Here is an 18,517-nt window from a genome sequence, read left to right on the forward strand (position 1 = left end):
CCGGGGGCGGGCCGCGGTCCGGCCCGGATGCTAGAATCCGGACATGATCGTCAAGTCCCGCCCGGCCGTCGCCAAGGCCACCCTCCCGGCCATGCCAACCTTCGCCAACGTGCCCGATGTCTTCCTGATCCGCCGCGGCGCCCTGGCCGCCGTGGCCGTGGCGGCGTGCGCCGCGCTGATGCCGCTGCGCGCGGCGCAGGCGCAGGCCTCGGCGCCCGGCGCCGCACCCGCTGCCGCGCGCGATTTTGCCGCCGAGCGCAAGGCCATCGGCGATTCGCGCGCCTGGACCAACTACCGCTTTGCCGCCGCCGAGCGCGAGTGCTACAGCAAGTTCTTCGTCACCCGCTGCATCGACAACGCCAAGGAAATCCAGCGCGAGGAGCTGCAGGTGCTGCGCAAGCGCGAGCTGGAAGTGGGCGAGGCCGAGCGTGCCCACCGCGCCGCCGAGCGCGACCGCGAGCAGGCCCTGCGCCGCGCCGAGTTCGAGGCCAGCCAGCCGCGGCGCGCCGCCAGCGAGCAGTCCAGCCGCGAGGCGTACGACAAAAAGCAGCAGGAACAGCAGCTGCGCGACGCGCAGCGCCAGGCCGAGGCGCCGCAGCGTGCCGCCAATGCCGAGGCCTATCAGAAGAAGCAGTCCGACTTCGATGCCCGCATGCGCGAGGCGCAGCAGAAGGGTGCCGAACAGGCCCGCCAGCGCGAGGAGAACGTGAAGGCATACGAAGCCAAGCAGCGCGACCTCGAGCAGCGCCAGAAGGCGCTGGAAGAGCGGCGCGCCAAGGCTCAGCAACAGGGCGCGGCGTCGGCGCCGCGCCCGTTCGGTTTCTGAGCCCCGGCACGGCAATGGCAGCGGAGGCGTAGATGGACAGCAACCTGAATACCCTGGAGCGGCGCATCATGGAGTTGCAGATCGAGCACCGCGATCTCGACTACCTGATCGACCGGCTGGCCGGCGATGCGGTCCATGACGAATTGCAGTTGCGGCGGCTGAAGAAGCGCCGGCTCAAGCTGAAGGACGCCATCACGCTGCTGCAGCTGCAGCTCGAACCCGACGTGCCGGCCTGAGCGCCGCCGCCCCCGGGCGCGGCGATGGCCGGCAATCGCTGCCGGTATGCCGCAGCCCATACAACATTCCCCCACCCTTGTCCGATCTTCCCGATTCCCGCCAGTTGTCCCTGGATAGCGACCCGAGCGACCCGAGCGACCCGAGCGACCTCAGCGAGGCCGCGGCGCCTGCCCATGCCGTGCAGGCCGATGCCGCTGCCCGCCGCGGCGCCGAGCTTGCCACCATCTTTGCCGATACCGGCACGCTGGCCCAGGCCATTCCCGGCTACCGGCCGCGTGCCTCGCAGCACAAGATGGCCGAGGCCGTCGCCGGCGCGATCGCGCAGAACGATTCCGTGATCGTCGAGGCCGGCACCGGCACCGGCAAGACCTACGCCTACCTGGTGCCCGCGATGCTGTGGGGCGGCAAGGTGATCCTGTCCACCGGCACCAAGAACCTGCAGGACCAGCTGTTCCTGCGCGACATCCCGACCGTGCGCCACGCGCTCAACGTGCCGGTCTCGGTGGCGCTGCTCAAGGGCCGGGCCAACTACGTCTGCCACTACCACCTGGAACGCGCGCAGGCCGGCGGGCGCCTGGCCTCGCGCCAGGATGCGGCGTGGCTGCGCGAGATCGGGCGCTTCATCAAGGAAACCGCTACCGGCGACAAGGCGGAACTGGCGTCGGTGCCGGAGAACGCCCCCGTGTGGCAGATGGTGACCTCCACGCGCGACAACTGCCTCGGCTCGGAATGCCCGCATTACAAGGACTGCTTCGTGATGCGCGCGCGCAAGGAAGCGCAGCAGGCCGACGTGGTGGTGGTCAACCACCACCTGTTCTTTGCCGACGTGGTGCTGCGCGACACTGGCATGGCCGAGCTGCTGCCCGCGGCCAACACCGTGATCTTCGACGAAGCGCACCAGCTGCCCGAGACCGCCACGCTGTTCTTCGGCGAGACGCTGTCGACCAGCCAGCTGCTGGAGATCGCGCGCGATACCGTGGCCGAGGGCCTGTCGCATGCGCGCGATGCGGTCGACTGGGTGGCGCTGGGCGCGCCGCTGGAACGCGCCGCGCGCGACCTGCGCCTGGCCTTCGGCAAGGACAACGCGCGCCTGGCGCTGGGCCAGATCGAGGCCGACCGCCGCATCGCCGAACCCTTCAACGAGACCCTCGATGCGCTCGACGCGGCGCTGTCCGACTTCGTCGAGATGCTCGAAAGCCAGGCCGAGCGCGCCGAATCGCTGCAGCAATGCCACCGCCGCGCGCTCGAGCTGGCCAACAAGCTGGCCGCCTGGCGCACCGATGCCCCGGCCGCGCCGGCACCGCAGCCAGCCGACGGCGAGGAGCAGGGGCAGGAGCAGGGCGGGGCCGCGCCATCCGCCGGCCCGGAAACCGTGCGCTGGGTCGAGGTGTTCTCGCACACTGTGCAGCTGCACCGTACGCCGCTGTCGATCGCGCCGATCTTCACGCGGCAGCGCGGGGGGCAGCCGCGCGCGTGGGTCTTTACCTCGGCGACGCTGTCGGTGAAGGGCAATTTCACCCACTACGCCGCGCAGCTGGGGCTCGACAAGGAGCGCTCGCTGACGTTGCCCAGCCCGTTCGACTACGCGAAGCAGGGCCTGCTGTACGTGCCGCGCGACATGCCTGCGCCGCAGTCGCCGCAGTTCACCGATGCAGTGGTGCAGGCCGCGCTGCCGCTGATCGAGGCCGCCGGCGGGCGCACCTTCCTGCTGTGCACCACGCTGCGCGCGGTGCAGCGGGCCTCGGACCTGCTCTACGATGCCTTTGCCGAACGCGGCCTGAACCTGCCGCTGCTGGTGCAGGGCCAGGCCAGCCGCACCGAGCTGCTGGACCGCTTCCGCGAGCTTGGCAATGCGGTGCTGGTCGGCAGCCAGAGCTTCTGGGAGGGCGTGGACGTGCGCGGCGAGGCGCTGTCCCTGGTGATCATCGACAAGCTGCCGTTCGCGCCGCCCGACGATCCGGTGCTGGCCGCGCGCATGGAAGTGCTGCAGAAGAAGGGCCTGAGCCCGTTTGCCGTGCACCAGCTGCCGCATGCGGTGATCACGCTCAAGCAGGGGGCGGGGCGGCTGATCCGTTCCGAATCGGACCGCGGCGTGCTGGCGATCTTCGACACGCGCCTGGTCGAGAAGCCCTATGGGCGCCAGATCTGGCAGAGCCTGCCGCCGTTCACGCGCACGCGCGAGGCGGCCACGGTGGTGCGCTTCCTGGAGTCGCTGCGCGGATCGCCCGCCGGGCAGCAGGACGAAACCGACGCCGGGGATGCGGCCGCCGACTGACCACGACAGAGCGCGCCAAAAGAAAAACGGGACGGTCATCCGACACGTCCCGTTTTTTTATCGCTGCCGGCGCGGCGGCATCAGATCACTTCCCGTCAGAACACTTCCCACCAGGACTTGTCCTTGCGGCGTGCGCCGTACTTGATGAAGTCGCTCTCGGGGAAGTTTTTCTCCATCACGCGCGCGGTGTCGTCGCGCAGGTCCTTCATGCCCATCGCGTCGTACGAGCGGATCATGATGTACAGCGCCTCTTCGTTGGCCGGTGCGCCGTCGTAGTCCTTCAGCGACTGCTGGGCGCGGTTGACCGCGGCCAGGTAGGCGCCGCGCCGGTAGTAGTAGCGCGCGGCGTGCACTTCATGCTGGGCCAGCGAGTTGACGATGTACTGCATGCGCAGCGTGGCGTCCGGCGTGTACTTGCTTTCCGGGTAGCGCGTGATCAGCGTATGGAAGGCATCGTAGGCTGCGCGCGCGGCCTTGGGATCGCGCTCGCTCAGGTCCTGCCCCGAGAAGCGGCCCAGCCAGCCGAGGTTGTCGTTGAAGTTGATCAGCCCCTTCAGGTAGTAGGCGTAATCGATGGTGGGATGGTTCGGGTGCAGCTGGATGAAGCGGTCGACCGCCGCCAGCGCGGCCGCGGTCTCGCCGTCCTTGTAGTTGGCGTAGGCGGTGTCGATCTGCGCCTGCTGCGCATAGCGCCCGAACGGATAGCGGCCCTCGAGCTTTTCATACAGCTTGACGGCGCGGGTGTAGTCGCCGCCATCCAGGGCATCCTTGGCTTCCGAATATAATTTGTTGGCCGACCAGCCGGCGGTCTCGTCGGGCTGGTCCGCTAGCAGGCCGCATGCCGACAGCATGACGCAGCCGCCTGCGAGCAGAACCGCTCCAATTGTCGTGCGCCAGCGCGCGCGTTTCATGCTCTGCAATTGCATGGGCAATCGTATCCCGGATGAAGAAAAATAGCGTCAAGCATTATAGCCCAAGCCCCCAGCCCAACCCGCAAGCAGGAGATGGCGTGGGAGGACTGCCACCCGAACGGGTGCGCGCCGCCGCGGTGGTGGCCGATTTCGAGGCCAGCGCGGAAGCATTCGACGATGCCGCCGACGCGCCGGCTGTCGCGGCCGACCCGGCCGTGACCCTGTCGCTGGAGGTGGACAGCGCCTCGCATGGCGAGCGTCTCGACAAATTGCTGGCGCGTCACTTCAGCGAGTTTTCGCGCAGCCGCCTGCAGCAATGGATCGAAAGCGGCGCGGTGCGCGTCGACGGGCAGGTGCGCCGTCCGCGCGACGCGGTGCAGATGGGCAACCGGATCGAGGTCCGGCCGCAGGCCGCGCCGGAATCGTCGGCGTTCGCCCCCGAGGACGTGCCGCTCGAGGTGGTCTACGAGGACGACACCCTGCTGGTGATCAACAAGCCCGCCGGGCTGGTGGTGCATCCTGCCGCCGGCAACTGGAGCGGCACCGTGCTCAATGGCCTGCTGCATCGCGACCCGGGCGCCGCGTCGTTGCCGCGCGCGGGCATCGTGCACCGGCTCGACAAGGAGACCTCGGGGCTGATGGTGGTGGCGCGCACGCTGACCGCGCAGACCGACCTGGTGCGGCAGCTGCAGGCGCGCACGGTCAAGCGCACCTATATCGCGCTGGTGTGGGGCCGCACCTATGACGAGGGCACCATCGACGCGCCCATCGGCCGCGACCCGCGCGAGCGCACGCGCATGGCGATCGTGCAGACCGCCAGCGGCAAGCCGTCGCGCACGCATTTCCGCACGCTGGCGACGGTGCCGCTGGGGCGGGGTTTCGTGTCGATGGTGATGTGCAAGCTCGAGACCGGCCGCACCCACCAGATCCGCGTGCATTTCGAATCGATCGGCCATCCGCTGGTGGGCGACCCGGTCTATTTCCGCGCCACCCAGCGCGGCCAGCGTCCCGCCATCCGCGTGCCGCTGCCGGTGCCGTACGAGCGCCAGGCGCTGCATGCGTACAAGCTCGGCCTGGTGCATCCGGCCACCGGCAAGCACATGTCGTGGACCGCGCAGCCGCCCGAGGACCTGCAGGCACTGATCGATGCGCTCGACTTTGAAAGCGCGCAGGCCGACGACGAAGACGACGCCTGGGACGAAGTGTGGGAAGGCGGCGAAGCCCACTGGGAATACGCCGGCGATGATGACGATGACGACGACGGTGACGGCGATGAGCGCGACGCCTGATCCCGCCTGGCTGGTGCCGGACTGGCCGGCGCCGGCGCGCGTGCGCGCGCTGTCGACCACGCGCCAGGGCGGGGTCAGCCAGGGTCCGTACGGACTCGCCGGCGGCATGCCCGGCGGCCTGAACCTGGGCACCCACGTCGGCGACGATCCGGCCGACGTCGCGCGCAACCGCGCGCGGCTGGCCGCGTGCCTGCCGTCGATGCCGCAATGGCTGGAACAGGTGCATGGCTGCGCGGTCGCCACCGTCGACCATGTGGGCGCGCCGGGCGATCCCGTGCCGCGGGCCGATGCGAGCCTGGCGCTGGCGCCGGGCCACGTCTGCGCCGTGATGACGGCCGACTGCCTGCCGGTGCTGCTGTGCGATACGCAGGGGACGGTGGTGGGCGCCGCGCATGCGGGCTGGCGCGGCCTGTGCCATGGCGTGATCGAGGCCACGCTGGCGCGGATGCAGGCGGCCGCCGGCGGCGCTGCCACGCGCTGGCTGGCATGGCTGGGTCCGGCGATCGGCCCCAACGCCTTCGAGGTCGGCGCCGAGGTGCGCGAGGCCTTCCTCGCGCAGGCACGCCCGGACGAACAGGCCGCGGTGGCCGCGGCGTTCCGCGCCGGCGCTCCGGGCAAGTACTTCGCCGACATCTATGCCCTGGCGCGCACGCGCCTGGCCCGCGCCGGCTGCGTCGACATCCACGGCGGCGCTGCCTGCACCGTTGCCGATGCCGAACGCTTCTACTCCTACCGGCGCGACGGCGTGACCGGGCGCATGGCCAGCCTGGTCTGGCTGGCCGACTGAGCGCGGCGCTGCCTTAATCGTCCGCGCGCTTCACCGCCTCGCTCGCCGGGGCGCTTTGCTCCAGCGCGCGTTCGGCCTCGGCCTTGCGCCGGCGCCGGCCGGGCGTGCCCAGGATGTAGAGCACCAGCGCCACCGGCGCGACCCCATACATCAGGAAGGTGGCGACCCCCGCCACCACGTTGTGCTCGGTGATCGCCATCATCAGCGCCACGTAGAGCCAGCCAATGGCCACGATGTACATCAGAATTTCATCCTTCTCGACTATGCTCGATGGCCTCGGCAGGTGCGTGTGCTGCATTACCGTCCGGTAGGTCGGGCAGCGCGCGGCGCCGGGGCGGATTTCCGCATTGACAGCGCGCGCGTTGCAAGGCAACAATGGCCTCGAATGTCTCGGAATCGCTGACGATTCCCAGGTTTTTCCGGCAAGCATAACGCATGGCGCTGGCAACCAAGGCGCCGCGCCCGCCGGATAAAAGGGAGCCGCTATCGGAATGGATGCAAGCCCTGGCCGCAGCTTGTGCGAGCCTGGGTTCCAGGCCAGTTCCAGGGCAGATGTGCCGGCTGACCCTCCCGCTTGGGAAGGGCTGGAGCCGGATCCAATCGGATAGCATCTCCCCATGCATAGTGCCGGCCAGGGCAATGCCCGGAGCCGGTTCGAATAGTGACGGCAGAGAGACAAAACTGATCATGGCGACCGGCAAAGGTGCGGCAGCTTCCACGCAGGAAGGCAAGTCCCAACCACCCAAGTTCACGCCGGGGCCATTCGATCCAGCCACCTGGCTGGAATGGTCCCGCCAGTGGCAGGGCACTGAAGGCAACGGCCACGCGGCCGCATCCGGCATGATGGCCGGCATCCCGGGCCTCGATTCGCTGGCAGGCGTCAAGATCGCGCCGGCCCAGCTGGCCGACATCCAGCAGCGCTACATGAAGGACTTCGCCGCGCTGTGGCAGGCGCTGGCCGAGGGCAAGCCCGACGGCACCGGGCCGCTGCACGATCGCCGCTTTGCCGGCGACGCGTGGCGCAACAATGTGCCGTACCGTTACGCCGCCGCTTTCTACCTGCTCAACGCCCGCGCGCTGACCGAACTCGCCGACGCGGTCGAGGCCGATGCCAAGACGCGCCAGCGCATCCGCTTCGCGATCTCGCAGTGGGTCGATGCGATGTCGCCCGCCAACTTCCTCGCCACCAATCCCGAAGCGCAGCGCCTGCTGATCGAATCGGGCGGTGAATCGCTGCGCGCCGGCGTGCGCAACATGATGGAGGACCTGACGCGGGGCAAGATCTCGCAGACCGACGAGACCGCGTTCGAGGTGGGCCGCAATGTTGCGGTGACCGAAGGCGCGGTGGTCTACGAGAACGAATACTTCCAGCTGCTGCAGTACAAGCCGCTCACCGCCAAGGTCCATGCGCGCCCGCTGCTGATGGTGCCGCCCTGCATCAACAAGTACTACATCCTTGACCTGCAGCCGGAAAGCTCGCTGGTGCGGCATACGGTGGAGCAGGGCCATACGGTATTCCTGGTGTCGTGGCGCAATCCCGATGCCAGCATGGCGTCGCGCACCTGGGACGACTACATCGAGCACGCCGCCATCCGCGCCATCGAAGTCGCGCGCGACATCAGCGGCGAGGACCAGATCAACGTGCTGGGCTTCTGCGTCGGCGGCACCATCATTTCAACCGCGCTCGCGGTGCTGGCCGCGCGCGGCGAGCATCCGGCCGCAAGCCTGACGCTGCTGACCACGCTGCTGGACTTTGCCGACACCGGCATCCTCGACGTCTTCGTCGACGAGGGCCACGTGCAGCTGCGCGAAGCCACGCTGGGCGGCGGTGCCGGCGCGCCGTGCGCGCTGCTGCGCGGGCTGGAGCTGGCCAACACCTTCTCGTTCCTGCGCCCGAACGATTTGGTGTGGAACTACGTGGTCGACAACTACCTGAAGGGCAATACCCCGGTGCCGTTCGACCTGCTGTTCTGGAACGGCGACGCGACCAACCTGCCGGGGCCGTGGTACTGCTGGTACCTGCGCCACACCTACCTGCAGAACGAGTTGAAGGTGCCCGGCAAGCTGACCGTATGCGATGCGCCGGTGGACCTGGGCAGCATCGACGTGCCGACTTATCTCTACGGCTCGCGCGAGGACCATATCGTGCCGTGGACCGCGGCCTATGCCTCGACCGCGCTGCTGAAGAACAAGCTGCGCTTCGTGCTGGGCGCCTCCGGCCATATCGCCGGCGTGATCAATCCGCCGGCAAAGAAAAAGCGCAGCCACTGGACCAATGACGCCTTGCCGGCGTCGCCGCAGCAATGGCTCGCCGGCGCCACCGAGCATCCCGGCAGCTGGTGGCCGGACTGGTCGGCATGGCTGGCCAGCCATGCCGGAGCCAAGCGCGCCGCGCCTGCGCAGTACGGCAACGCGCGCTTCCCTGCGATCGAACCCGCGCCTGGGCGCTACGTCAAGGCCAAGGCATGATGCCCGCGCGTCCGCCGGCGTGCGCCCCGCGCGCGCCGGCGGGCTGCGGGTCCCTGTTTCCATTGAGAGGACTACACCATGACTGACGTTGTCATCGTATCCGCGGCCCGTACCGCGGTTGGCAAATTTGGCGGCTCGCTGGCGAAGATTCCGGCGCCGGAACTGGGTGCGATCGTGATCAAGGCCGCGCTGGAGCGTGCCGGCATCCAGCCGGACCAGGTCAGCGAAGTGATCATGGGCCAGGTGCTCACCGCCGGCTCGGGCCAGAACCCGGCGCGCCAGGCTTCGATCAAGGCCGGCCTGCCGGCGATGGTGCCGGCCATGACCATCAACAAGGTATGCGGCTCGGGCCTGAAGGCTGTGATGCTGGCCGCCAACGCGATCATGGCGGGCGACGCCGAGATCGTGGTGGCCGGCGGCCAGGAAAACATGAGCGCCGCGCCGCACGTGCTGCCGGGCTCGCGCGACGGCTTCCGCATGGGTGACACCAAGCTGGTCGACACCATGATCGTCGACGGCCTGTGGGACGTGTACAACCAGTACCACATGGGCATCACCGCCGAGAACGTGGCCAAGGAATACGGCATCACGCGCGAAGCGCAGGACGAATTCGCGGTGGGCTCGCAGAACAAGGCCGAAGCCGCGCAGAAGGCCGGCAAGTTCGACGAAGAGATCGTGCCGGTGCTGATCCCGCAGCGCAAGGGCGACCCGGTGGCGTTCAAGACCGACGAGTTCGTGCGCCACGGCGCCACGCTCGACAGCATGGCCGGCCTCAAGCCCGCCTTCGACAAGGCCGGCTCGGTGACCGCGGCCAACGCCTCGGGCCTGAACGACGGCGCCGCCGCCGTGGTGGTGATGTCGGCCGCCAAGGCCAAGGAACTGGGCCTGACCCCGCTCGCCACCATCAAGAGCTACGCCAACGCCGGCGTGGACCCGAAGGTGATGGGCATGGGCCCGGTGCCGGCGTCCAAGCGCGCGCTGTCGCGCGCGGGTTGGACCCCGCAGGACCTGGACCTGATGGAAATCAACGAGGCCTTCGCCGCGCAGGCGCTGGCGGTGCACCAGCAGATGGGCTGGGACACCTCCAAGGTCAACGTCAACGGCGGCGCCATTGCCATCGGCCACCCGATCGGCGCGTCTGGCTGCCGTATCCTGGTGACGCTGCTGCACGAAATGAAGCGCCGCGATGCCAGGAAGGGCCTGGCGTCGCTGTGCATCGGCGGCGGCATGGGCGTGGCGCTGGCGGTCGAGCGCAATTAAGAAGGGGTGCGCCGGGCGCGCGCATGGCGCGGCCCGGCGGCAAATAACGAAAAGCCAATCAAGGAGTGGACATGACTCAGCGCATTGCGTATGTGACCGGCGGCATGGGTGGTATCGGGACCGCCATTTGCCAGCGGCTGGCCAGGGATGGCTTTCGCGTGGTGGCCGGCTGCGGCCCCAACTCGCCGCGCCGTGAAAAGTGGCTGGAGCAGCAGAAGGCCCTGGGCTTCGACTTCGTCGCCTCCGAAGGCAACGTGGCGGACTGGGACTCGACCAAGGCGGCCTTCGACAAGGTCAAGGCCGAGGTCGGCGAAGTCGATGTGCTGATCAACAATGCCGGCATCACGCGCGACGTGGTGTTCCGCAAGATGACCCGCGCCGACTGGGATGCGGTGATCGACACCAACCTGACCTCGCTGTTCAACGTCACCAAGCAGGTGATCGACGGCATGGCCGATCGCGGCTGGGGCCGCATCGTCAATATCTCGTCGGTGAACGGGCAGAAGGGCCAGTTCGGCCAGACCAACTACTCCACCGCCAAGGCCGGCCTGCATGGCTTCACCATGGCGCTGGCGCAGGAAGTGGCGACCAAGGGCGTGACGGTGAACACGGTGTCGCCGGGCTATATCGCCACCGACATGGTCAAGGCCATCCGCCAGGACGTGCTCGACAAGATCGTCGCCACGATCCCGGTGAAGCGCCTGGGCGAGCCCGAAGAGATCGCCTCGATCTGCGCCTGGCTGTCCTCGGATGAGTCCGGGTTCTCGACCGGCGCCGACTTCTCGCTCAACGGCGGCCTGCACATGGGCTGACCTGGCGCCCAGCCAGCCGCGCCGGCGACCGCGTTTTGCGGTGCAGCCAGCGCGGCGCACAAGGCGGCGGAGCTTGTATTTGGCCGCCGGTTTCGCGGGCCGTCATGGCCCGCGAATCATTTCCGGGGGTGCAGCATCGGCTTCGCGGCGCACCGGTCTACCGGGTTTTCCTTAAGCCTCGTCGCTTTTCTTAGTGCTTTGTTGGGCATAGAATCAGGGCAGCGGCGCAGCCAGCACCATAGTCGTGCAGCATCGCCCTCGCGGGGGCGAGACGGCGGGCCGCGGCGCGCAGCCATGCGCGAACAGCCGCAACACGGCCGACACGACTACAGCAGATGGCGCGGGCGGTACCGATTTGCGCACTGCACCCCATGCGGTGCAGCAGCGCGCAATCAGCGACGACACAAGGACAGAGCACCGATGGCCACGACCAAAAAAGGCGCAGAGCGACTGATCAAAAAGTATCCCAATCGCAGGCTCTACGATACCCAGACCAGCACCTACATCACCCTGGCCGACGTCAAACAGCTGGTGATGGATTCCGAGGAGTTCAAGGTCGTCGACGCCAAGTCCGGTGACGAACTGACGCGCAGCATCCTGCTGCAGATCATCCTGGAAGAAGAGACCGGCGGCGTGCCGATGTTCTCCAGCGCGATGCTGTCGCAGATCATCCGCTTCTACGGCCATGCCATGCAGGGCATGATGGGCACCTACCTGGAAAAGAACATCCAGGCCTTCATCGACATCCAGAACAAGCTGGCCGAGAACTCCAAGGGCTTGTATTCCGGCGAAGCGTTCAGCCCCGACATGTGGTCGCAGTTCATGAACATGCAGGGCCCGATGATGCAGGGCATGATGAGCAACTACATCGAGCAGAGCAAGAACCTGTTCGTGCAGATGCAGGAGCAGATGCAGAACCAGGCCAAGAACATGTTCGGCACGTTCCCGTTCAACCAGCCGGACAAGAAGTAGCAACAAGCGGCGGCGGGCCGGGTGCCCGCCACGCATCCGCACCCGGGCCGGCGCTCAGCCGGCGCTTGCGCGCAGGCGAATCCCCAGCGCCCGCATCACCTTCCAGATCGTCCCGAATTCCGGATTGCCTTCGCCCGACAGCGAACGGTAGAGGCTTTCGCGCGACAGGCCGGTTTCGCGGGCCAGCCGCGTCATGCCGCGGGCGCGTGCGACCACGCCGAGCGCGTAAGCAATGAAGCGATCGTCGTCGCCGGCCTCGGCCAGGCAGGCGTCCAGGTAGGCGGCGATTTCTTTTTCGTTGCGCAGTTGTGCGGCCGAGTCCCAAGGGCGGGTTGGTTCTTTCATGGCTCACTCCAGGTCAAGATTCACCGCGAGGTGGCGTGCCCGTTCGATAACAGCGCGCTGGGTCGACTTGTTGCCGCCGCAGAGAAGAACGACAAGAACTTCGCCGCGTCGCTGAATATAGATGCGGTAGCCGGGACCATGATCCACCCGCATTTCGAAGATGCCACCGCCACGGGCTTTCACGTCGCCTGGATTTCCGTTCAGCATGCGGTCGATTCGGACCTGGATGCGAATCCTGGCGGCGTTGTCGCGCAAGGCGGAGTACCAGCGGTCGAACGTTTGGGTTGTGCGGATGCTGAGCATACCACACCGTAGCCTTTAGGCTACAGGTGTGGAATCACCGATTCCCGAAAAACCGCCCCATCCCAAAGCAGGTAGAATGCGCGCTTTGCCCCATCCGGGGCCACGGTATCGCATCTTTCGGCGGCTCAGTCTGGGACTCGCCTTGTTTGCGCGGCGTCCCATGTCCCACCTTCTCCAATCTTCCTGTCCGGCGCCGGTGCCCGCGGCGCGGTGCCTGCCATGAGCCGGCTGTTCCTGGCCCCGATGGAAGGGCTTGCCGACTATGTGCTGCGCGATGTGCTGACAGATACCGGCGGTTACGACGGCTGCGTGTCGGAATTCGTGCGGGTGACGGGATCGCTGCTGCCGGCGCGGGTCTATGAGCGCGACACGCCCGAGATCCTGTCCGGCGGCTATACCCGCAGCGGCACGCCGATGGTGATCCAGCTGCTCGGCAGCGATCCCGAGTGGCTGGCGCGCAATGCCGCCTATGCCGCGACCCTGTCGCCGCACGGCATCGACCTGAACTTCGGTTGTCCCGCCAAGGTGGTCAACCGTCATGGCGGCGGGGCGATGCTGCTGGCCGATCCGCCGCTGCTTAACCGGATCGTCGCGTCGGTGCGCGCCGCGGTGCCGGCCAACATCCCCGTGACCGCCAAGATGCGGCTGGGCGTGTCGGATACCGCGCTGGCCATCGATTGCGCCACCGCGCTGGCCGAAGGCGGCGCGGCCTCGCTGGTGGTGCATGCCCGCACGCGCGACCACGGCTACCGGCCGCCGGCCCACTGGGACTGGATCGCACGCATTGCGGCGGCCGTCGACATACCCGTGATAGCGAATGGCGACGTCTGGACCGTCGCGGACTGGGCGCGCTGCCGCGAAGTCAGCGGCTGCGACGACGTCATGATCGGCCGCGGCGCGGTCTCGGACCCGTTCCTGGCTCTGCGCATTCGCGGCCAGATGGCCAGCACGCCGTGCGCCGAGGAATGGCCGCTGGTGCTGGGCCAGATCGCGACGTACCTGAACAAGCTGCATGCGCGCATTGCCTCGTGCCACGAGCATGGACGCGTCAAGCTCTGGCTCAGCTACCTGAAGCGGACCTGGCCGCAGGCGGGCGAACTGCATGCGGCGATCCGGCGGATGCAGGACTCGCTGCAGATCGCGCAGGTCCTGCAAGCCCAGCAACGCGCGGAGTGACTTCGCCGTAACCGTGGCCCGGCAGCATGTCGTGCGTCAGGCGCCGGCAAATTCCGGCAAACGGTTAAAATGCGCGATTGCCTGTTTCGCGCCTGGCGGCCTTGTCTCAGTGATCGACGGTCCGGCCGCCGCGCCTTGCCCCACATTCGGATTCCAACGTGAAAAACCCCTCAGAAGCAACGAACCAGAAAGACCATAGTCCGCGTGTGGGATTCGTTTCCCTTGGCTGCCCGAAAGCGCTGGTCGACTCGGAGCAGATCATCACCCAGCTGCGCGCCGAGGGCTACGCCATCAGCGGCACCTATGACGGCGCCGACCTGGTCGTGGTCAACACCTGCGGCTTTATCGACGAAGCGGTGCAGGAAAGCCTGGACGCGATCGGTGAAGCGCTGACCGAGAATGGCAAGGTCATCGTCACCGGCTGCCTGGGCGCGAAGAAGGACGCGGCGGGCCACGACATCGTGTCGTCGGTGCATCCCAAGGTGCTGGCCGTGACCGGCCCGCACGCGCTGGGCGAGGTGATGCAGGCGGTGCACACGCACCTGCCCAAGCCGCACGACCCGTTCACCGACCTGGTGCCGGCCGCGGGCATCAAGCTCACGCCCAAGCACTACGCCTACCTGAAGATCTCCGAGGGCTGCAACCACCGCTGCTCGTTCTGCATCATCCCGTCGATGCGCGGCGACCTGGTCTCGCGCCCGGTGGCCGAGGTCATGCTGGAGGCCGAGAACCTGTTCAAGGCCGGGGTCAAGGAACTGCTGGTGATCTCGCAGGACACCAGCGCCTACGGCGTCGACGTCAAGTACCGGACCGGTTTCTGGAACGGCCGTCCGCTCAAGAGCCGCATGACCGAACTGGTGGCGGCGCTGGGCGAACTGGCGGCGCAGTACGGCGCCTGGGTGCGCCTGCACTATGTGTACCCATACCCGCACGTCGACGAGATCATCCCGCTGATGAACAATGGCCACGTGCTTCCGTACCTCGACGTGCCGCTGCAGCATGCTCATCCGGACGTGCTCAAGCGCATGAAGCGCCCGGCCAACGCCGAGAAGACCATGGACCGCATCCGCGCCTGGCGCGAGATCTGTCCGGAACTGACCATCCGCAGCACCTTTATCGCCGGCTTCCCGGGCGAGACCGAGGCCGAGTTCCAGACCTTGCTGGATTTCATTGCCGAGGCCGAACTGGACCGCGTCGGCTGCTTCGCGTATTCGCCGGTGGAAGGCGCCACGGCCAACGACCTGCCGGGCGCGCTGCCCGACGAAGTGCGCGAGGAACGCCGCGCCCGCTTCATGGAAGTGGCCGAGGCGGTGTCCGCCCGTCGCCTGCAGCGCAAGGTCGGCCAGACCCTGCGCGTGCTGGTCGACGAGGTCAACCAGGATGGCGGCATCGGCCGCTCGTCGGCGGATGCGCCGGAAATCGACGGTCTGGTCTATATCGCGCCGCCGCAACGGACTTCGCAACGCTACCGCGCCGGCGAGTTCGTCGATGTGAAGATCACCGGCGCCGACGGCCACGACCTGTGGGGCGAGGTCTGAGCTAGTCCCGGCAGACGATGCCGGCACGGCTGCCATTAGGTAAAAGTACGACCGTTCGCTTTGGCTGCGCTGCGGCTATACTGTGCGGTGCAACATAACCTGGATGGAGACAGTCATGACGCGTGAAGTGGTAGTAGTGAGCGGTGTCCGCACCGCGATCGGAACCTTTGGCGGCAGCCTGAAGGACGTGGCCCCGGCCGAGCTGGGCGCGCTGGTGGTGCGCGAGGCGCTGGCCCGCGCGCAGGTATCGGGCGACGACGTCGGCCATGTGGTGTTCGGCAACGTGATCCAGACTGAGCCGCGCGACATGTACCTCGGCCGCGTCGCCGCCGTCAACGGCGGCGTGTCGGTCAACGCCCCGGCGCTGACCGTCAACCGCCTGTGCGGTTCGGGCCTGCAGGCCATCGTCAGCGCCGCGCAGACCATCCTGCTGGGCGATGCCGACGTCGCCATCGGCGGCGGTGCCGAAAGCATGAGCCGCGCCCCCTACCTGGCCCCGGCGGCACGCTGGGGCGCGCGCATGGGCGATGCCGGCTTGGTCGACATGATGCTGGGCGCGCTGCACGACCCGTTCCACCGCATCCACATGGGCGTGACCGCCGAAAACGTCGCCAAGGAATACGAGATCTCGCGCGCGCAGCAGGACGAAGCCGCGCTGGAATCGCACCGCCGCGCCTCCGCCGCGATCAAGGCCGGCTACTTCAAGGACCAGATCGTCCCGGTGGTGACCAAGGGCCGCAAGGGCGAGGTCAGCTTCGACACCGACGAGCATGTGCGCCATGACGCCACCATGGACGACATGACCAAGCTCAAGCCGGTCTTCGTCAAGGAAAACGGCACCGTCACCGCCGGCAATGCCTCGGGCCTGAACGACGCCGCCGCCGCGGTGGTGATGATGGAGCGCGCCGAGGCCGAGCGCCGCGGCCTGAAGCCGCTGGCGCGCCTGGTGTCCTACGGCCATGCCGGCGTCGACCCCAGGACCATGGGCATCGGCCCGGTGCCGGCGACCAGGATCGCGCTGGAGCGTGCCGGCCTGCAGGTGTCGGACCTGGACGTGATCGAAGCCAACGAGGCCTTTGCCGCGCAGGCCTGTGCGGTCAGCAAGGCGCTTGGCCTGGACCCGGCCAAGGTCAACCCGAATGGCTCGGGCATCTCGCTGGGCCACCCGATCGGCGCCACCGGCGCGCTGATCACGGTCAAGGCGCTGCATGAGCTGAACCGCGTGCAAGGCCGCTACGCGCTGGTGACGATGTGCATCGGCGGCGGGCAGGGCATTGCCGCCATCTTCGAACGGATCTGAGGATTGCCTTGCGCGTGGCCCGGCTGACCGACCTTTGCACGACCCTTGGCGCCGCCGCCGTGCTCGCCCTGGCGGGCGCGGCGCAGGCGGCGCCGGCCACCGAGCTGTCGACCGGCCCGGTGAGCGGCGCCACCGCTGGCGGTGAAGCGCTGGGCCTGAACCAGGCCATCCGCGACGGCGAGGCCCGCCGCGGCGCGGCGCTGTCGACCGGCGCCGCCCGGCCGCTGGCACCGCGGCCGGAATACGCGTCGCTGCCGGTCTATGTCGGCAAGGTCGGCGACCAGCCGGTGCGCCTGCGCCTGGGCCCCAAGCCCGACGAACGCGACAGCGTGCGCGGCGAATACAGCGGCCGCGGCGCCGGCGTGCGGCTGCTGGCCGGCGAGTGGGAAGACGGCGCCTTCCTGATGGAGGAGTCCGACGACGGCACCAGGGTGTCGGGCAACTGGGAAGGCACCATCGACGCCAGCGGCGCCGTGCGCGGCACCTGGACCGATGCCTTCAACCCGGCCATCGTGCTGCCGTTCTTTATCCGCCCGCTCGGCATGCTGGTGATTCCCCCGTTCGACATGAGGCCCAACAGCGGCGTCACCTACGCGCCGCCGCCACCGAAGTCGTCGATTTCCGGCTGGTAGGCCTTTTCCGGCGCCACGCGCTGAAGCCTCCCGGTGGCGCGGGCGGCATTTGCTGGTAAGCTCGGAGGCTCATCGCGTCTCATGCCTGACCGTGCCGCACTCTAAAGCACTCCGCCCCATTGGCCGAGTGACGCGGCCGCCCGGCAGCCAGCAAGGAAACCGCCGTGTCCGATTCCCCATCCGACAAGCCCGCATCCCATTACCTGCAGACCGTCGCGGTCCAGCCCGAGCTGGACATCGCCCCCGGCTTTGCCTCGTTCTCCCCGGCCACGCACCGCGGCTCGACCGTGGTGTTCCGCAACCTCGCCGAACTGCGCGCGCATGGCGACGGCGCCACCACCTACTGGCGCTACGGCCTGCATGCCACGCCGACCAGCGAGGCGCTGTGCCAGCACCTGGCGCTGCTCGAGGGCGCGCGCCACACGCTGCTGCAGCCGTCGGGCCTGGCGGCGATCTCGCTGGTGTATTTCGCGCTGCTCAAGAGCGGCGACGACGTGCTGGTGCCGCATAACGTCTACGGCCCCAACCGCGACCATGGCGAGTGGCTGGCGCGCGACTTCGGCGTGACCGTGCGCTACTACGATCCCATGGACGCCGCCGCGCTGCCCGCGCTGATCCAGCCCAACACGCGCCTGATCTGGATGGAGTCGCCCGGCTCGGTGACGATGGAAGTGCCCGACTGCGGCGCCATCGTCGCCGCGGCGCGCGCGCGCGGCGTGCTGACCGCGATCGACAATACCTGGTCGGCCGGCGTCTACTTCCGCCCGTTCGAACTGGGCATCGATATCTCGGTGCAGGCGCTGACCAAGTACCAGTCGGGCGGCAGCGACGTGCTGATGGGCGCGGTGCTGACCTGCGACGATGGCCTGCACGGCCGGCTCAAGCGCGCCCGCATGCTGATGGGCTGGGGCGTGTCCGCCGATGACTGCCATCTGGTGCTGCGCGCGCTGCCGAGCCTGCCGGTGCGCCTGGCCGCGCACGACCGCGCCGCCCGCGAGGTGGCCGAATGGCTGCGCCAGCGGCCGGAGGTGGCCCGCGTGCTGCATCCCGCGCTGCCGGACTGTCCCGGCCATGCCAACTGGCGCCGCGAATTCACCGGCGCCAGCGGGCTGTTTGCCATCGTGCTGCGCGAGCGCCATACGCGCCAGCAGGTCGATGCCTTCGTCGAAGCCCTGCAGCTGTTTGCCATCGGCTGGTCGTGGGGCGGCGCGCACAGCCTGGCGGTGCCGTACCACGTGCAGGGCATGCGCCCGGCCGGCACCTGGCCGCCGGCGGGCTGGGACGATACCGGCGAGCTGGTGCGGCTCTATATCGGCCTGGAAGACACGCGCGACCTGATCGCCGATCTGCGCCAGGCGATCGAGGGCACGCTGTCCGCCTGAGCG

The 18,517-nt window shown here is 68.4% G+C and carries 18 protein-coding genes; 14 read left to right on the top strand and 4 right to left on the bottom strand.

Annotated features, from left to right (window positions below):
- Positions 1 to 43 precede the first annotated feature (43 nt).
- From CBM2588_RS07860 to CBM2588_RS07870, 3 genes are all read left to right on the top strand, one after another.
- Positions 44 to 826, top strand: coding sequence for a hypothetical protein (locus tag CBM2588_RS07860; RefSeq protein ID WP_115680047.1), 783 nt, complete (start codon positions 44 to 46; stop codon positions 824 to 826).
- 32 nt (positions 827 to 858) lie between these two features.
- Positions 859 to 1,062, top strand: coding sequence for a DUF465 domain-containing protein (locus CBM2588_RS07865; protein ID WP_115680048.1), 204 nt, complete (start codon positions 859 to 861; stop codon positions 1,060 to 1,062).
- Positions 1,063 to 1,139: 77 nt separating this feature from the next.
- Positions 1,140 to 3,338 (top strand): ATP-dependent DNA helicase, encoded by a 2,199-nt coding sequence (locus CBM2588_RS07870; protein WP_115680049.1) that lies wholly within the window; start codon positions 1,140 to 1,142, stop codon positions 3,336 to 3,338.
- A 95-nt stretch (positions 3,339 to 3,433) separates the two neighbouring features.
- Here the strand turns inward: CBM2588_RS07870 and CBM2588_RS07875 are convergent, their stop codons facing one another.
- Positions 3,434 to 4,264 carry an outer membrane protein assembly factor BamD gene (locus CBM2588_RS07875; RefSeq protein ID WP_115680050.1) on the bottom strand — a complete coding sequence of 277 codons (831 nt, stop codon included), beginning with the start codon at positions 4,262 to 4,264 and terminating at the stop codon, positions 3,434 to 3,436.
- 17 nt (positions 4,265 to 4,281) lie between these two features.
- Between CBM2588_RS07875 and CBM2588_RS07880 the strand changes: the two genes are divergently transcribed.
- Entirely contained in the window at positions 4,282 to 5,538 is a 1,257-nt protein-coding gene (locus CBM2588_RS07880; RefSeq protein ID WP_115680051.1) for an RluA family pseudouridine synthase, read from the top strand.
- A complete protein-coding gene (gene pgeF, locus CBM2588_RS07885) occupies positions 5,522 to 6,325 on the top strand; it encodes a peptidoglycan editing factor PgeF (RefSeq protein ID WP_115680052.1) in 804 nt (267 codons plus the stop codon). The genes CBM2588_RS07880 and pgeF overlap by 17 nt, the downstream gene beginning before the upstream one ends.
- Before the next feature lie 13 nt (positions 6,326 to 6,338).
- Here the strand turns inward: pgeF and CBM2588_RS07890 are convergent, their stop codons facing one another.
- Positions 6,339 to 6,566 carry a hypothetical protein gene (locus CBM2588_RS07890; protein WP_115680053.1) on the bottom strand — a complete coding sequence of 76 codons (228 nt, stop codon included), beginning with the start codon at positions 6,564 to 6,566 and terminating at the stop codon, positions 6,339 to 6,341.
- Positions 6,567 to 7,012: 446 nt separating this feature from the next.
- Between CBM2588_RS07890 and phaC the strand changes: the two genes are divergently transcribed.
- From phaC to phaR, 4 genes are all read left to right on the top strand, one after another.
- On the top strand, positions 7,013 to 8,794 hold the full coding sequence (gene phaC, locus CBM2588_RS07895) for a class I poly(R)-hydroxyalkanoic acid synthase (protein ID WP_115680054.1): 1,782 nt from the start codon (positions 7,013 to 7,015) through the stop codon (positions 8,792 to 8,794).
- Positions 8,795 to 8,872: 78 nt separating this feature from the next.
- A complete protein-coding gene (locus CBM2588_RS07900; protein ID WP_115680055.1) occupies positions 8,873 to 10,054 on the top strand; it encodes an acetyl-CoA C-acetyltransferase in 1,182 nt (393 codons plus the stop codon).
- A gap of 71 nt (positions 10,055 to 10,125) precedes the next feature.
- Positions 10,126 to 10,866 (top strand): 3-ketoacyl-ACP reductase, encoded by a 741-nt coding sequence (locus CBM2588_RS07905; RefSeq protein ID WP_115680056.1) that lies wholly within the window; start codon positions 10,126 to 10,128, stop codon positions 10,864 to 10,866.
- Between the two features lie 420 nt (positions 10,867 to 11,286).
- The gene (phaR, locus tag CBM2588_RS07910; protein ID WP_018004481.1) at positions 11,287 to 11,838 is read left to right on the top strand and encodes a polyhydroxyalkanoate synthesis repressor PhaR; all 552 of its coding nucleotides are present in this window, start codon (positions 11,287 to 11,289) and stop codon (positions 11,836 to 11,838) included.
- Positions 11,839 to 11,892: 54 nt separating this feature from the next.
- Here the strand turns inward: phaR and CBM2588_RS07915 are convergent, their stop codons facing one another.
- Complete coding sequence (locus CBM2588_RS07915) at positions 11,893 to 12,183, bottom strand: addiction module antidote protein (protein ID WP_115680057.1); 291 nt, start codon at positions 12,181 to 12,183, stop codon at positions 11,893 to 11,895.
- 3 nt (positions 12,184 to 12,186) lie between these two features.
- Positions 12,187 to 12,486 carry a type II toxin-antitoxin system RelE/ParE family toxin gene (locus CBM2588_RS07920; RefSeq protein WP_115680058.1) on the bottom strand — a complete coding sequence of 100 codons (300 nt, stop codon included), beginning with the start codon at positions 12,484 to 12,486 and terminating at the stop codon, positions 12,187 to 12,189.
- A 219-nt stretch (positions 12,487 to 12,705) separates the two neighbouring features.
- Between CBM2588_RS07920 and CBM2588_RS07925 the strand changes: the two genes are divergently transcribed.
- The 5 genes from CBM2588_RS07925 (at position 12,706) to CBM2588_RS07945 (ending at position 18,514) form a co-directional block, all read left to right on the top strand.
- Entirely contained in the window at positions 12,706 to 13,662 is a 957-nt protein-coding gene (locus CBM2588_RS07925) for a tRNA dihydrouridine synthase (RefSeq protein ID WP_115680059.1), read from the top strand.
- 158 nt (positions 13,663 to 13,820) lie between these two features.
- The gene (gene rimO, locus CBM2588_RS07930; RefSeq protein ID WP_115680060.1) at positions 13,821 to 15,200 is read left to right on the top strand and encodes a 30S ribosomal protein S12 methylthiotransferase RimO; all 1,380 of its coding nucleotides are present in this window, start codon (positions 13,821 to 13,823) and stop codon (positions 15,198 to 15,200) included.
- Between the two features lie 115 nt (positions 15,201 to 15,315).
- Positions 15,316 to 16,500, top strand: coding sequence for a beta-ketothiolase BktB (bktB, locus tag CBM2588_RS07935; protein WP_115680061.1), 1,185 nt, complete (start codon positions 15,316 to 15,318; stop codon positions 16,498 to 16,500).
- Positions 16,501 to 16,508: 8 nt separating this feature from the next.
- Positions 16,509 to 17,132, top strand: coding sequence for a hypothetical protein (locus tag CBM2588_RS07940; protein WP_115680062.1), 624 nt, complete (start codon positions 16,509 to 16,511; stop codon positions 17,130 to 17,132).
- A gap of 164 nt (positions 17,133 to 17,296) precedes the next feature.
- Positions 17,297 to 18,514: a cystathionine beta-lyase gene (locus CBM2588_RS07945; RefSeq protein ID WP_115680063.1), complete on the top strand. Its 1,218-nt coding sequence runs from the start codon at positions 17,297 to 17,299 to the stop codon at positions 18,512 to 18,514.
- The last annotated feature ends 3 nt before the right edge of the window (positions 18,515 to 18,517 follow it).

It is taken from the genome of Cupriavidus taiwanensis (assembly GCF_900250075.1).
Classification (GTDB): Bacteria; Pseudomonadota; Gammaproteobacteria; order Burkholderiales; family Burkholderiaceae; genus Cupriavidus; species Cupriavidus taiwanensis_C.

Coding starts and splice junctions, on each gene's coding strand:
- CBM2588_RS07860 (WP_115680047.1), top strand. CDS start 44: ATGATCGTCAAGTCCCGCCCGGCCGTCGCCAAGGCCACCCTCCCGGCC.
- bktB (WP_115680061.1), top strand. CDS start 15,316: ATGACGCGTGAAGTGGTAGTAGTGAGCGGTGTCCGCACCGCGATCGGA.
- CBM2588_RS07880 (WP_115680051.1), top strand. CDS start 4,282: ATGAAGAAAAATAGCGTCAAGCATTATAGCCCAAGCCCCCAGCCCAAC.
- CBM2588_RS07875 (WP_115680050.1), bottom strand. CDS start 4,264: ATGCAATTGCAGAGCATGAAACGCGCGCGCTGGCGCACGACAATTGGA.
- pgeF (WP_115680052.1), top strand. CDS start 5,522: ATGAGCGCGACGCCTGATCCCGCCTGGCTGGTGCCGGACTGGCCGGCG.
- CBM2588_RS07865 (WP_115680048.1), top strand. CDS start 859: ATGGACAGCAACCTGAATACCCTGGAGCGGCGCATCATGGAGTTGCAG.
- CBM2588_RS07925 (WP_115680059.1), top strand. CDS start 12,706: ATGAGCCGGCTGTTCCTGGCCCCGATGGAAGGGCTTGCCGACTATGTG.
- CBM2588_RS07905 (WP_115680056.1), top strand. CDS start 10,126: ATGACTCAGCGCATTGCGTATGTGACCGGCGGCATGGGTGGTATCGGG.
- CBM2588_RS07920 (WP_115680058.1), bottom strand. CDS start 12,486: ATGCTCAGCATCCGCACAACCCAAACGTTCGACCGCTGGTACTCCGCC.
- CBM2588_RS07890 (WP_115680053.1), bottom strand. CDS start 6,566: ATGTACATCGTGGCCATTGGCTGGCTCTACGTGGCGCTGATGATGGCG.
- CBM2588_RS07900 (WP_115680055.1), top strand. CDS start 8,873: ATGACTGACGTTGTCATCGTATCCGCGGCCCGTACCGCGGTTGGCAAA.
- phaC (WP_115680054.1), top strand. CDS start 7,013: ATGGCGACCGGCAAAGGTGCGGCAGCTTCCACGCAGGAAGGCAAGTCC.
- CBM2588_RS07915 (WP_115680057.1), bottom strand. CDS start 12,183: ATGAAAGAACCAACCCGCCCTTGGGACTCGGCCGCACAACTGCGCAAC.
- phaR (WP_018004481.1), top strand. CDS start 11,287: ATGGCCACGACCAAAAAAGGCGCAGAGCGACTGATCAAAAAGTATCCC.